Origin of the sequence: Shewanella sp. 10N.286.52.B9 (assembly GCF_002873635.1) — a bacterium.
Classification (GTDB): domain Bacteria; phylum Pseudomonadota; class Gammaproteobacteria; order Enterobacterales; family Shewanellaceae; genus Shewanella.
In genome coordinates this window covers 1-16334 of record NZ_MCTY01000205.1, presented here as the reverse complement: position 1 = coordinate 16334, position 16334 = coordinate 1, and the positions used below count along the sequence as shown (strand labels likewise).

At 42.2% G+C, this 16334-nt stretch carries 7 protein-coding genes; all 7 read right to left on the bottom strand.

What is annotated here, in order from left to right:
* Positions 1-234: 234 nt before the first annotated feature.
* Positions 235-1299, bottom strand: coding sequence for a class II fructose-bisphosphate aldolase (gene fba / locus BCU91_RS16520; protein ID WP_102531936.1), 1065 nt, complete (start codon positions 1297-1299; stop codon positions 235-237).
* 292 nt (positions 1300-1591) lie between these two features.
* Entirely contained in the window at positions 1592-2767 is a 1176-nt protein-coding gene (locus BCU91_RS16515; protein ID WP_102476933.1) for a phosphoglycerate kinase, read from the bottom strand.
* An 87-nt stretch (positions 2768-2854) separates the two neighbouring features.
* Positions 2855-3877: an erythrose-4-phosphate dehydrogenase gene (gene epd / locus BCU91_RS16510; protein WP_102439702.1), complete on the bottom strand. Its 1023-nt coding sequence runs from the start codon at positions 3875-3877 to the stop codon at positions 2855-2857.
* A 129-nt stretch (positions 3878-4006) separates the two neighbouring features.
* Positions 4007-6001 carry a transketolase gene (gene tkt / locus BCU91_RS16505; RefSeq protein ID WP_102439703.1) on the bottom strand — a complete coding sequence of 665 codons (1995 nt, stop codon included), beginning with the start codon at positions 5999-6001 and terminating at the stop codon, positions 4007-4009.
* Between the two features lie 408 nt (positions 6002-6409).
* A complete protein-coding gene (locus tag BCU91_RS20705; RefSeq protein WP_102531935.1) occupies positions 6410-10006 on the bottom strand; it encodes a S8 family serine peptidase in 3597 nt (1198 codons plus the stop codon).
* Positions 10007-10089: 83 nt separating this feature from the next.
* Positions 10090-13866: a S8 family serine peptidase gene (locus BCU91_RS16495; protein WP_157936298.1), complete on the bottom strand. Its 3777-nt coding sequence runs from the start codon at positions 13864-13866 to the stop codon at positions 10090-10092.
* A gap of 206 nt (positions 13867-14072) precedes the next feature.
* Complete coding sequence (locus BCU91_RS16490; protein ID WP_102476928.1) at positions 14073-16157, bottom strand: winged helix-turn-helix domain-containing protein; 2085 nt, start codon at positions 16155-16157, stop codon at positions 14073-14075.
* Positions 16158-16334: the final 177 nt, after the last annotated feature.

Here is a 16334-nt window from a genome sequence, read left to right as displayed (position 1 = left end):
CTTAACAATAATTTATGAGATTTCGCCCAGCTTATTGTCAATATGAAATTAAGTCCGTTTTTAAGGGCGGCGATATTGCGCTATTTACCTAAGGGATACAAGTGGTTTTAGAAAAAAAGCCATAAAAAAACCCAACGCGAAAGGTTGGGTTTTTAGTACTATTATTAATCAATTAGTTACACAAAAAGCAGCAGTAAAAAACCATTGAACATCTTGTATGCACTATTGAGTAAGTTAGTTAATTTGCGGATCTAACTCACCAGATTGATACGCTTTGTACATTGCTTGTAGTGACTTAGGCTTAATTTTAGAACCCATGCCAGCACAGCCAAACGCTTCATAACGTGTGGTACAAATGTCAGCCATTGCTTCCATTGACGCTTTTAAGAATTTACGTGGATCAAATTCAGCTGGGTTTTCAGCTAAGAATTTACGTACAGCACCTGTTGATGCTAAACGTAAATCGGTATCGATATTCACTTTACGAACACCATGCTTAATCCCTTCAACGATTTCCTCTAAAGGCACGCCGTAAGTTTCTGGGATTTCACCGCCGTACTGGTTAATGATCTGCAGCCACTCTTGTGGTACTGAAGATGAACCATGCATGACTAAGTGCGTGTTAGGAATACGGGCGTGGATCTCTTTAATACGGTCAATACGCAGCACATCACCCGTTGGACGTTGGCTGAACTTATAAGCACCATGGCTAGTACCAATCGCAATAGCTAAAGCATCTACATGAGTGTCAGATACAAAACGCGCCGCTTCTTCAGGCGTAGTTAGCATTTGATCCATCGTTAGGATACCCGCAGCACCGATACCATCTTCTTCGCCTGCTTCGCCAGTTTCTAAACTGCCTAAACAACCGATTTCGCCTTCAACTGACACACCACAAGCATGTGCAAAAGCAACCGTACGACGAGTAACATCAACGTTGTAATCGTATGACGCTGGTGTTTTACCATCTGCCATCAAAGAGCCGTCCATCATCACTGATGACATACCTAACTGGATTGAACGCTGACAAATATCAGGATCAGTACCATGGTCTTGGTGAATACATACTGGAATATCTGGATACTGCTCAAGTGCGGCAGCCATCAAATACTTAAGGAACTGTGGACGAGCATATTTACGCGCACCCGCTGATGCTTGCACGATAACAGGGCTGTCAGTCGCTTCAGCTGCTTGCATAATTGCACGCATTTGTTCTAAGTTATTTACGTTAAATGCTGGAACACCGTAACCGTGTTCTGCAGCATGATCTAGCATTTGTCGTAGAGATATTAAGGCCATTTTTTACTCCAAAAATAGGGTGATTACTCACCTAGGTCGCTATCGCTTGGATTGATTTTTATACCCTTACATCTTGCTAATATCCGATGTAAAAGTGCTTGTTAACTTATGTCAGCAAGCACTCAAACAGTAAACTAGCAAGTATAAGAGCGGTTTTTTTCTAATTATTATCGGTTTCGTACTACAATTTTTACTCGTTATTCGCGATAAACCACGACTCATCTTGACTCAGTTGTGCCGAGATAACTCTGATAATCGCGATTAAATTCGCCGCTTAAGCTATTAGTGCTTATTATTTGCCGCGTTGTTCGAGCATAGCAACGGCTGGTAACTCTTTACCTTCAAGGAATTCCAAGAACGCGCCGCCACCTGTTGAGATATAAGAGACTTTGTCTGCTATATCGTATTTATCCACTGCCGCTAAAGTATCACCACCACCCGCAATTGAAAATGCACTTGAATCGGCAATCGCTTGAGCGATACGCTTAGTCCCTGCGCCAAACTGATCAAATTCAAATACGCCCACTGGGCCATTCCATACTACAGTGCCTGCAGCTTCAATGATTTTTGCTAATGCTTCAGCGCTATCGGGGCCGATATCAAAAATCATATCTGTGTCAGCAACATCCGCCACTGACTTTAAGGTTGCCGCTGCAGTCGGGCTAAACTCACTGGCAACAACAACATCTGTAGGGACAGGGATATCGCCGCCACGGCTTTGTGCATTGGCCACTAAACGCTTAGCCTCATCAACTAAGTCAGCTTCAAAGAGTGATTTACCCACTTGATGGCCTGCTGCCGCAACGAAAGTATTAGCAATACCACCGCCTACAACTAACTGATCAACTTTAGTTGATAAGCTTTCAAGTACCGTTAGCTTAGTTGATACTTTTGAGCCACCCACAATGGCCACCATTGGACGAGCTGGATTATCAAGTGCTTTACCTAATGCAGCTAGTTCACCTGCAAGTAGCGGGCCAGCACATGCGATAGGTGCATGTAGACCAACGCCATGGGTTGATGCTTGTGCGCGATGAGCGGTGCCGAAGGCGTCCATTACGTATACATCACATAATGCGGCTAGTTTTTTAGCTAAGGCTTCATCGTTTTTCTTTTCGCCGATATTAAAGCGCACGTTCTCAAACACAACCACTTCGCCAATGTTCGCAGCAACACCATCAAGGTAATCAGCAGCTAAAGTCACTGGGCAGTCTAATGCCGCTTGTAAGTAGTTAACCACTGGTTGCATAGAAAATTCAGCGTTGAATTCGCCTTCTGTTGGGCGCCCAAGGTGAGACATCACCATCACTGCGGCGCCTTTTTCTAGCGCAAGCTTAATTGTCGGTAAAGCAGCGCGTAAACGTGCATCACTGGTCACAACACCGTCACTGACTGGCACGTTAAGATCTTCACGAATAAGCACACGCTTATTGGTCAAATCCAACTCACTCATATTGATAATAGCCATGGAGATATTTCCTTTTAATTTAAAAACAAAGCTGCTGTTACAATTGAGCGCTTTACCTCATAAGATAAAGCGCTCAATTAATATAAATTAATTACCGTTATTTTTAGCGCAAATCATCGCTAAACTGGTATCAAGCATTCGATTAGCAAAGCCCCATTCATTGTCACACCACAGTAATAGCTTCACTAAATGCCCTGCGCTGACGCGTGTTTGGGTACCATCGACGATACTGGAACGGGGATCGTGGTTAAAATCACACGATACTAATGGTTCATCAGTATAACCCAAAATAGCATTAAAACGACCGCTGGCGGCATGCTCTAGCACATGATTTACACTGGCAATATCAACCAGTTTATCAACGGTGACTGATAAGTCGATTGCGGTCACATTGATGGTTGGAACACGCACTGAGATCGCTTCAAACTTGTCTTTCATGTGCGGTAAAATCCGCTCGATGCCACGGGCAAGTTTAGTATCAACCGGTATAATTGACTGACCTGCTGCGCGGGTTCTACGTAAATCATCATGGTAGGCATCAATCACTTGCTGATCGTTCATCGCTGAATGAATTGTTGTAATTGCGCCGCTTTTTACTTCAAAGTGCTTATCCAGTACATCGATGATTGGCACGATGCAATTGGTGGTGCAAGATGCATTTGACACCACAGTATGATGCGGCTGAAGTAAGTGGTCATTAACCCCAAATACGATAGTGCCATCAACATCTGCAGAAGATGGGTGACTTATTAACACTTGTTTGGCCCCTGCATAGATGTGGGCTTCACAGGCTTGCCTTTCAATTAAGCTGCCACTGCACTCATACACTATATCGATGTCTAATTCGGCCCAAGGTAATTTACTGGCGTCAGCTTGGTGAAATAATTGGATGACATCATCACCAATATGTAATTGGTCTTCATGCAATTTAACGCTGTTTTGAAAGCGGCCATGGGTGGTGTCATATTGAGTTAAATGACTGATAGCAGCAGGTTTAGCAAGCTCGTTAATGGCAACAATTTGGATCTGTTGACGTTTACCCGATTCGTATAAGGCACGTAAGATTGAACGGCCTATTCGGCCATAACCATTGATAGCAACTCGGATCATTGAGGGTTAAGCTTCCTCTTAACAGTACTCAGCAGAATTTAGAAAAAAAACGGCCTGCAAGTGATTGCAGGCCGCCATTATACAGATTAAAAGGCTAAAAGTTTACCCTTTAATTGAGTCGCTTAGGGATTAACCTAATGAGTTAACCGTATTAACGACATTCTCAACAGTAAAGCCGAAGTGTTTAAGTAAGTCGCCACCTGGCGCTGATTCACCAAAGGTCGACATACCAACCACTGCGCCATTGAAACCAACATACTTATGCCAGAAATCAACGTGAGCTGCTTCAATCGCAACACGCTTAAGTACTGATGAAGGTAATACAGACTCTTTATACGCAGCATCTTGCTTATCAAATACATTCGTAGATGGCATAGACACAACGCGAACCTTTTGACCTTTTTCAGTCAATACAGCAGCAGAGTCCATGGCAAGTTGTACTTCACTACCTGTGGCAATCAAGATAACGTCAGCAGTACCTTCACAATCAGACAGTACGTAACCACCTTTAGCAACATTGGCTAACTGCTCAGCTGTTCGAGCCTGGGCTTTTAGGCCTTGGCGGCTAAAGATTAATGAGGTTGGCGACTTGCGAGTTTCAATCGCAGATTTCCAAGATACTGCTGTTTCAGCAGCATCACATGGACGCCATACCGTCATGTTTGGCGTCATGCGTAAGTTAGCTAATTGCTCAACAGGTTGGTGAGTAGGACCATCTTCACCTTGGCCAATTGAATCATGGGTGTAAACAAAGATATTTTGAATGCCCATCAGTGCTGACATACGTACCGCATTACGTGCATATTCCATGAACATCATGAAAGTTGCACCATAATTGATAAAGCCGCCATGTAATGATGCACCATTCATGATGCCACTCATACCAAATTCACGTACACCGTAGTAAATGTAGTTACCAGCAGGATCGTCTTGAATACCTTTTGAACCAGACCAAAGGGTTAAGTTTGAACCCGCTAAGTCAGCACTACCACCTAATAACTCAGGGAGCATTTCACCGAAGAAACCAATTGAATTTTGCGATGCTTTACGACTAGCAATGCCTTCAGCTTTATCTTGAGATTCTTGGATAAATGCTTGTGCTTTAGCTTCGAAATCTGCAGGTAAGTCACCATTTAATACTCGGCGCTCAAATTCAGCGGCAAGCGTTGGCTCTGCTGCTTTATATGCTGCAAATTTGTCATCCCATGCTTTTTCATTAGCAACACCAACTTCTTTAGCATCCCAACCTTGATAAACATCAGCAGGAATTTCAAATGGCGCATGTGGCCAACCAAGGAATTCACGTGCTGCAGCGATCTCAGCATCACCCAGTGGTGCGCCGTGACAATCATGGCTACCAGACTTGTTTGGCGAACCAAAACCAATGACAGTTTTACAACAAATCATTGTTGGCTTGTCTGTTACTGATTTAGCTTCTGCGATTGCTGCGCGAATAGCATCACTGTCGTGACCATCAACACCCGCAATAACATGCCAGCCGTATGACTCAAAACGCTTAGGGGTATCGTCAGTGAACCAGCCTTCTACGTGACCATCGATAGAAATACCGTTGTCATCCCAGAATGCAACTAGCTTACCAAGACCTAACGTTCCCGCTAATGAACATGCTTCATGGGAGATACCTTCCATTAAACAGCCATCGCCTAAGAAACAATAAGTGTTGTGATCAACAATGTCGTGACCTGGACGGTTAAATTGTGCTGCTAAGGTTTTTTCAGCAATCGCCATACCGACAGCGTTACTGATACCAGCGCCTAAAGGACCGGTTGTGGTTTCAACACCCGGTGTGTAACCAAACTCTGGATGACCCGGTGTTTTAGAATGCAGCTGACGGAACTGTTTTAGTTCTTCAATCGGAAGTTCGTAACCCGATAAATGCAGTAAAGAGTAGATAAGCATTGAACCATGACCATTTGATAAGATGAAACGGTCGCGATCGGCCCAGTTAGGATTGGTTGGGTTATGCTTTAAAAAATCATTCCATAACACTTCAGCAATATCTGCCATACCCATTGGTGCGCCTGGGTGTCCAGAATTTGCTTTTTGAACGGCATCCATACTTAACGCACGGATTGCGTTGGCGAGTTCTTTACGAGATGACATGCTCTCTCCTGCTTGTTGATGATGAGGTCTAGCGGGCAATTGTGGGGACATATTTTCCCCTACTCAGCGATGGGACGCAAATTATAATTAAATATAAGTAGCAATTTTTTATCCCGAGCAATACTGCTTACACCTGACGATATTATTAATGGCTCGATTTATACCATGTTATCGGTAACATTTAAATCACATTTACACCAATAATTAACATTTTGTAAAAGTTGAACTTTGGATGCGTTGGGGAGGCAATAGCTGAAATGATAACGGGAAGGAAAAAAAGGCCAACATCCTTGTTGGCCTTATAAAGGTAATTAAACAATAAGAAGTACTGCCACAAACCCGATTAATTATATGACTTGATAATTCATCGGGCTGATATTAACAGCGAGTTTACAGTTAGTTTTTAAGCTATTTCTGAACACGTTTACGCTGGCGAATACATGCCATCATCAGCAACATCATCCAACCCAAACCCAAAGCACCACCACTGCTTTTAGTTGGTTCTTCGATTACCGGAGGTATAACCTCTGGCGCTGCGGCAACCGTGAGTGTGAACATGCTAAATGCTGATAACTCACCATCCGTTGCTGTCACTTTAATTTCAAATGTTCCCGCTTCAGTCAAGCTGCCAGATAAGCTCATGCCATCAATGCTTAATGTATCTAAGCCTGACACGCTATAAGTCAGAGCGTCATTTTCGGCATCAGCAAACACATCGGTTAAATCAACACTAAATGCAACACTGCCTGAGTCAGTAAGCTCAGTTTCAACATCGCTAAGTGGCTTAACGACTGTTGGAGCGGTATTAACAGGTACTTCAACTGGAGCCAAACCTTCAACTTTAATCAGTGTGCCACCAATGTTACGCACTAAATTTGACGTTGTCCCCAGTTCTAGTAAGCCGTAGTAAACCTCACCTTCTTCTAGCGGAGTTAAGGTTTGACTGTCATCAAGATAGCCATTAACTGTCATGCTGACATCAAACTCTTCGTCTTGGGCAACAGTACTTGGCGCATCAATGTCGAAACTGGCTTGAGAAGAATAATTAACATGAGTCACTCGCACTGTAACGTCATCAGGCTCATCAGCGACTGTGCCTTCATAGTTATGCGCAAGTATCCAGTAATTACCTGTGGTAGGTGTTGGAATAATACACTGTTCGTTAGAGTCAATTTCACCACTGATACACACTAATGAGTAATACAGTTCGCTTGCATCCGCTTTACCATCATTGTTCTCATCAATACCCACATATAAGTCCATGTCAGGTGAAGTTGTATCTGTGATTTCAACCACTAAACGTTTGGTATAGGGTTTAACAACTGTCGTTGTGGTAAATAACACCTCTTGATTGTATGCAGGGCTGTTACGCTCAACATCATTAGATGCACCAATCGCTGTGCCGCTAAAACTTTGTGATTTAAATAAACCAAAGCCGTTAACTTGCAGATCATTACTACCAGATGTAACGATGTCATTGATCTCGATTGTATTATCTAGGTTGTTTAACTTAGCTGAAACGCTATCTACGATTTGCCCCGCTTTAAAGCCAATAGTGGCCTGTAAGTGAGTATCACTCATGTCATCAGCTGAATTCTTTAGATTAATGTAGCCATGCACCCATTCATCAACTAACTCTGCATTAGCGATAGCCTTGATCGTCAATACTTGAGACTCACCAGCGTTAAGTGCAAAAGATGAAGGTGACACTTCAAAAGTAAAGCCATCATTTAAGTACTCATAATCCACTGTCCAGTTACTGCTTTTCGTCGCTGTGACTTTACGTGTCCAAGTACAATTTGAAATACACTCATTGTTAACCATCGAGCTTGTATTCAAATCACCTGGGTTACCGTCATCCGATGGGTTAGCGGCAAGATATTCTTCTTTAGTGATATCCATTAATAAACCCGCTTTTAGGGCATCATTAATACGGATACTACCGGCACCTTGAGTGAAGAAATCAGAGCGCTGTTTAACACCGTCATAGTCATCATCTTGGTAAGTCACCTGATAAGCTGTAGACATAATAGCCATTTGCGCTTGCGCAGGCGTCCATAGAGGATAAGCTGATTTGATCAAGGCAAGTGCGCCAGCAACATGCGGGCTTGCCATGGATGTCCCAGAGAATGACACATAAGGAATATGGCCAATCTCACCTTCAAATACTCTGTCCTCTGCATTTGCAGCATAGATATCCACACCCGGTCCAGCAATATCAGGAGCAAAAATATTCGGATATGGCAGGTTTGGTCCGCGAGAAGTAAATGCGCCGGCAATATCACCCAAACTATCATCAGTGCTGGTTACACTGGCAGCTATTGCTGCTTGGTGATCAGTCCCAGTTGCTAACCAGTCAGTCAATAATTGGCCGTCAACATCATTTAAATGAATAGCTGGAAGTACGTGGTTATCATCATTTACCGTATCTGCACCACCTTCCAGGTTAATCAAAATCATGCCACCCGCACCGGCGTCTCTGACAATAATACCTTTACGTACACGAGCGTTAAGGCCACGTTCACAGACAACAATTTGATCGCTAGTAAATGTGTCTGCTTCAAAAGGCTCAGTACACATAGCATTGGCTTCATCATAATCTTTAGCCTGAACCACCTTACCGGTAAAGCCTTTGGTAACACCACGGCCCGATAAATCAGCCAGAGAAGTGCCACCAACAGAGGTGAAATCAGTCAAACCTTTCTCGTCAAAACTAAGGTTATGGCTATAAGCTGCTACGGTTGTTACCCAAGGCGCATTACCAGGAGAGCCAATTGTGCTCGCTGTAGGTCCTGCGTTACCAGCTGCTGTTGCCACATGAATACCAGCTTCACGAGCATTTAAGAATGCCTCAGCGCTTACAGAATCCCACGGGTCAGTTGCAGAACCGCCAACTGAATAGTTAAGTACTTGCACGCCATTTTCAATGGCATGCTCAAGAGCTTGAATCGTAAATTCAGGGTAACAAGAGCCTACATCGTCACACACTTGGTAAGAGACGATATTGGCATGGGGGGCCACGCCACTAATCGCAGGAAACTCAAAGGCACTTTTTTCGGCAATGATATTGCCATCTTCTTCTTCCACTTGAAGGTAATAATTAACGTTTTTAACGACGTTACCTGCTGCCGTAGATGCCACATGTGAGCCATGTCCGTGGAAGTCATAACCCACTTTAGCTTTATCAGCTAAGTCATCATATGATGGGTCTTCCAGATTATCGGCCGTTGAGGCACGATAGTCGATAAGTTCAGGGTAGCTCACAATACCAATCAGTTTGTTGTTACAAAATTTAGGGTATTGCTGACAATCGCCAAAGTATTGATTTTCGCCATTTGGATTAACAAATACATGGCCATCATCGCCCACGTCTTTGAATGAGGGATGCGTAGCGTTAATGCCGGTATCCATAATACCGACAATAATCCCTTCACCTTTGGTACCAGGGATATCATTGACACCTTGCCAAACTTTTTTGGCTCCGATAAATTCAGGTCCTGTAGAAGTCTGAATATAATGCATACCGACAGGTTCAACACTGTATACATCTTGATCTTTTTGGATGGTTTTAACTTCACTGGCATCAAGCTGCAGTGCAAATGCATTAGCAACGACTTGATACTGTTGTGTTGGCTTTAAAGTACGGTTAAGTTTACCGCTTAACCTTTGGGTAATTTGTGTCTGCTTTGACTCAAGGTAGCGTTTATAGCTCACACTGGCTTGAGATTTAAGATTTAATACGCCCGCTGTAGTTTTGTTACTTTGATTACTTTTGATGCTGGTTGCGGCATAGCCTGTAACCGAGCCATCGTAACTTGCTAGCGCGCTATCTTTTAAACGGACAAAGTACAGTCCGTCAGTACGCATTTTTCCGGCACGTTCTAGTTTTATTTTTTCTTGGCCAGGATTGATGCTGTTAAGCGGTTTGCCTGAATCAGCATGACTAGAAAATGCCAATACTGAACTCACAGCACTAAGAACCAAATATCTACTACTTAATTTCATTTGATAACCTATTATTCTTTTTATAAAGGGAAAGCCGAATTCGGCTTTCCCTACCAGGGTTAAACAAGCAAGTGTTTAGCCAGTTAGAAACGACGACGCAGTGCGATAAGACCTGCGAACAGCAGAGATAACATACCTAAGCTACCACCACTGTCTTTTTCATACGTTGACTCTACAGTTAACGTATGGCTCACTTCATTCACACCGTCAGAAGCCGTAACAGTTAGTTGATGACTACCTTCACTATCAAGTTCACCCGTGATTTGAGTGCCAGCGATAGCCAGTGCAGTAAAGCCTGAACCTTCAACTGTGTAGCTTAAGCTGTTACCTTCGACATCCATAAACAGTCCATCGATATCCATGGTAAAGCTTGCTGAATCGCCTTTTTTGAAGGTCAATTGAGGAGTCGGCATAGCAGCGGCAACGTCTTCATCAACTACTGGCGCAATATCATTCACGTCCGTGACCATCACCTTAATGCTTTCGGTTTCACCAACTGTGTTGCCTTTTTGAGCAAGGATTTTAAGTTCAAATTCTTGGTTATTCTCAAAATCAAGCGCTGATGGATTAACCACGTATAACTCATGAGTTTCTTGGTCAATCGCAAAAGGCGTACCTGTAACTGAATTAACGATATGCAATTCAAGCGGCTCAAAGTCTGTTGAACCGTAAGTAAAGAAGCCCTGAGTATCCAGCTCAATCTTTCCTAAAACAGTATTCATTTCAGCGCCTTCTGCAACGCTAAAGACTTGGTTAGCCTGTGCTCTTGCAACAATAGAACCATCATCATCTACCATTGCGTTATAGCCAATTTGCATAAAGTCATCGTTTACACTAACAACCATGAAATCTTTCGGTGCAGGGATCTGGCCGATACCACCTAAATCAGATGCGCCCACTGAAGCGATATAAACCTCTTCACCTGGTTGAGCGGTATAGGTTGGTGAAAACGCTAGCTCGCCAACTTCAGCATCTTGACCCATTGCCGCAAAACCAACATGAACAGAGCGGTCATTTGCTATATCGGTACACACATCCATGCCGGTAAACCAATCAAAGTAACAAGACTCTTCAACAGCATAATTACCACCTTTAATCGGGTTAAATTGTGCAATAGGTTCGTATTGTTCTTTACCTGTGTGGCGGTCGGTTTGAATATGGAAACCAAAGTTTTGGTCAAAATCTTCTACGCTATCAAGCTCGTGGTGATATAGGTCTTCAAGACAAACCTGAGAAACGATATTTTTGCCATTATTGGTAAAATACGTTGGTAGGGTAGATTCTTTCATACGACCATTTGGGTTGGTGTAGTCATAAGCAACGCTGTAATCAATTACATATGTCGCTGGTTGACCTTTGGCATTTAACGCAATACGTGGTTGATTGACCTGCTGCGCTTCATCCCAAATCGTGCCATCTGAAAAACTCTCATTCCAACCATTTTCTAAAACAACAGATTCAAAAAATAGGTCGTAAGCAAATAGCTGTGGGCCGCGTTCTTGAAAGTTAGCCAGTGCCACATCTGCGCGGTCGAATAAGCTTACGGCAATATTTAGCTTCTTACCTGAAACTGTACACATGGCATCATCAAAAATAGCGCCACCGACAGCTTTAATTTTATGACCTTTGACATTTTCTAAATCAGGTCTAACGGTACGGTTTTGTAAAATTAACGGATAAGCTTGAAAGGTTGTTTCAGTCTTAGAATCATTAATGAATGAAGCCACATAACTTTGATAACTGCCATTACCAAACTCATCATCAGGGTATAATTCACGCCCCCAAGCTAAGTGATTCCATTCTGTTTGGAAAGTGTCTGGGTTCCAACCTAGATAAGTCGGAAACTCAATCGCGTTTGGGCGTTTAGTAATCGAGGTGCTGTGACGCGCTTTTACCATCCAACCAAGGTTAAGCTCAGGCTTACCTTCAGACATTAAGCTAATGTAACCATTTAGCTCAGTTGCTTTTAAGTTAGCGTCAGTATGATCCGCAGTGCTCATCAACGGCCATTGTGGCAGTTTATTAGCATCAACTATCATAGACACAGGAATAACCACACTTGAATTAGCAGGGATATTCACTGATTCAGGCAAGTTAAGTGTTAATGCTTCATGGGCAGCTTTATCACCGACCATTTTAAACGATAAGCTGTAGGTCTGAGCGGTATCTGAGACATTGCGAACAGTGATATTCTTATGAACTGTTTTAGTATCTGCAATTTCATGCATACCAAATTGAACGTAAGGTTGATTTGAAGCGCTTTCCCAAGCCACTAAAGGCGAGCTGATTGCAGCATCTAAATCTTCAACACCATGACCAATAGAATAGATTTCAGCAGGGGTAATTTCATCACTTTCTAAAATACTATCGATATTAGCAGTGTTAGCTAAAACAGCTTTAATTTCAGCAGGACCAAAACCTGGGAACTGACTTTTAATCACCGCAGCAGCGGCAGCAATTCTTGCAGCACCTGCCATAGAGCCAGAGCGCATACCGTACTTAGCGGCAGTTTCATCTGCATTGGAAATATGCACCACTGGCTGATTGTCAGTGAAAGTGACAATTTCAGGCTTTAACGTTTGTGAGCCACGCACTGGGCCCATTGCAGCCCATTCAGGTACAACAAGTGTTTCACCATCGTCAGCATAGTTTACTGCACCAACAGTAATTGCCGAAGTCGCACTACCTTCAGCTGAAATCCAGTTACGGTGTTTAGCTTCAGCGTCACCATAAAGTGAGTACTCAGCTAAATCTCCAGCATGAGTGACGACAGTCATACCTTGAGCTGATACACGTTCAATCATCAATTGCAGTAAGCTTACCGAGGCATTACCATCGATATCAAAAAATGCACCCGCGCCAGAAGCCTCTAGTAATGCAATATCGATACGGTCACTAATATCACCATCTTGGTTAGGGTCAAGAGCATGCTCAAAGGCTTGAACAAGTTTATCTAATGAAGGTCCTGACGCCGTAATATAAGTAGGGTCCCAACTTGCGCCCGATACGTTATAGACTTTATAAGCATGAAGTGATGCACCAGGTGCAAGTTGATGCACGATACTCGCAAGCTCTGTGCCCATACCTGTTGGATATTCCCAACCATTCCAATCCACATAGCTAAGATTTTGATCAATTGGGTTAGCGTCATTACCGTAGTTTTCGCTTGAAAAATCCCAACCACCTGCAACTACCGCTGTAGGGAAGCCGCTATATTTAATAGCGCCATTTTCTAAGGCTTCTAAATAACTGCCAGCCGGTGGAGGCGTTTCAGGGTCATTATTTTCGCCATAAACACCTGAACCACCAAATATTGGTAAAGTGTAATCAATACCGGTAGAAATGATTGCAACGCTAACACCAGCACCAGCCGATTCATTGCCAGTATATGGAGAAAGTAAGGTCACATCTTCCTCAGCCATTACTGTAGCATTTTGCTGAACAGACTGAGTCGCTTCAGTTTGCTTAACGCTGCTAGTATTGCTGGCACTGAAAATACGTTGCACTGCATCAAGCGCCTTAACTTGAGCAACTGAGCCGCTTTGCAGTTCAACATTGATTATATTCGCAACTAACCCTGAACGCGCTGTTAATATTGCCTGCGGATCAATGGCTTTAATTTGGTTGAATACTTGATCTTGTAATTTGCTAACTTCAGCAAGGCGTTGCGTGTAATCGCGTTTATCACCTTGGCGCTCGATAGCTGCGGCATTTGTTAAATATAGAGTATAGGTCGCGCGTTCTTGCTGCTGAGCGCTACCATATGCTGATACTGATTCGGTCTGAGCATTCGCATGTAGAGCACCCGACAGAATGGCGGTTGAGACGCATAATGCGAGCGTGCATTTATTAAATTTCATTTCCATTCCTTCACGTTATTTTTTGTTATTCGGCCTTTTTCAGGCTCTAACCAATTAATAACGCGCAAGAAACATTGTCACAACAACTTCAGATTCATTTAATACTCATATTTATATCTGCGCTTGTCTAGCTTATATCTTTTAATTATCTTTTTTATTTAAATACAGGCATTTAACTACGAAAAACATAATACTAACAACACTAGTTAGAGGCGATAACCAACAACATCGGCCTCGTTAGCAACCTTTAATGTTAACAATAAAGACTGTTCATCAGCGCTTGATAAACCAAAAAACTTGCGCACTGTATTCGCTGGAAATGACATCACAGTTTGTATCTCGCCAGCAGCATTGATTCGTTGGATCAGGTCTTGTTTTACTGTGCGTTCGACGAAATATACAAAGCCATCTTCATAGTAAAATGAGCCAAAATCATATTTAGCTAAACGATCGGTAATCTGGCTAACTTCATTAGTATTGGCATCAAAACGCCAAATACCATTTAAATTAAACTTCGACATATACAGTATATCTGGGGACTCACCTTCAACAGCATAATTCCCTTGGCCAAACTTAATTGGCTGTAATTTATCATCAAGTGAATAACGATAAATGCCACTACTCTCATTTTCAGTGCCTTTAAAATAGATAGCCTTGCCATCTTTAGACCAACTGATGTTTTCGGCTGCAAGATCGCCAATATCAACTCTTTCAAATAGTTCCGACTGAATATTACCTAAATATAAGGTTTGTTTATCATTACGGTTGATGGTGACGGCAAACATCTCACTGGTAGGCGATACCCCCACGACCCCTGCATTCCCCATGCTTTTAGTCAGGTTTTTACTAGTGACTTGGTTATTTTTCCAGGTGGACCACAATTTTGAACGATTTGACAAAAATAAAATATCACCAGTCTTTTTTGAATAACGGGCATACATGTCTCGTGAAGATGAGGAGATTTTTCGCAGTACTTTTTGGTTTTGATAGCTCAGTTGTGCAATATACTCTTTTGAAATGTGCTCGCTAATAAATAGCGTCTCGGTCACATCGGAATAAGTGACGCTACTGATTAAGCCAGTAAATGGAATGGTATGCTGAACATTACCTAACAGATCAATTTTAGAGATCACTAAATTTGATCCTTCAATATGATTCACATAAAAGCTGTCATTTTGATAACTAAAGTCATAGTCAATAATACTGACACTATTCGCTATTAAATCAACAACATCACTTTCACCACGTTTTAATAGCAGGCTCATTTGAAGTGATGAACTTTTTTCTCTGATAAACGCAATTTCATCATTATTGGTCAATTGATGAGGCGAAAAGTCTACCTCGTTTTTACCGGGCTTGGTTAATTGTGTACTTTGCTTTGTCGACATCGAATATGAAAACAAAGCCACTCTATCAGTTAATTGCTTCGCAAAAATAAGTGTATCTTCATCATTTTTTGACCAGCTCAGTACTCGTTTAAATGGCAAATAAAAGCAGCCCTCAGTCACAAGATCATCGGTATTTTGCTGTAAATGCCTTACTCTTACTTGGCAAACACCACTAGCTAAAACTCGCACGTAAGCCAGTTTTTGATCGGACGGCGACCAAGCGGGAGAAGCTTCTTCACTATCGACAAACGAAATTAATTTCAGTGGCGAGTCATTGTTATTAAGCTCTTTAATATAAATTTTGCCCGGTTGCTGACCATTACGCCATTGCATCGCAAGGTATTTGCCATCATTGGACACGGCAATATGCTCTTCAACCCCTTCAAAATTGGTCACTTTACTTTTTATTGGTGACGCCAAAGCGGCTGCGGCTTCAGGCTCTGTAAAAGATTTGATAAATTGATAAGCGGAATAACTGAGTAGTATCACAAATGCGAGCACAAAAACTGCCAACACGGTATGTTTACGGCCTGCCTTTTTGTGAGTGATATCTGAAAGACTCGTCTCCTCATTAGCTGAAGAAATTAATGAAATCGGTAACACTAATTGGTAACCAAGTTTTGGTAATGTCAGCAGTAAATCAGCTTCAATATGTAAATCTTTAAAGGATTTTCGTATTAGCCATACTGAATTAGTGAAACCTTTTTCACCAACAGCTTGGTTACCATCCCAGATGGTATCAATTGCTGTTTGGCGAGAAACAATATGATCTGGACTATCAATAAACAGTTTCAGCAACTCAAACACTTTAGCCGACAACTTAATTGTCTTATCACCACAGCTTAAGGTCATTATGCTGCAATCTAACGTACACGGCCCTATTTGATACTGAAGTAATGCCATCAAGTCTCACCTAGTAATTTGTTATTATTATTATTTTCACTAGTCATCATAAATATAAATCAAATAAAAACCATTCTACGCACAAGTTGTTTGATACAAAATTAATTAAGCCACTGTTAATATAGGAATTAACCAGTGTTACAACTTGTATCGAAATATAAACATTCACTTTATATA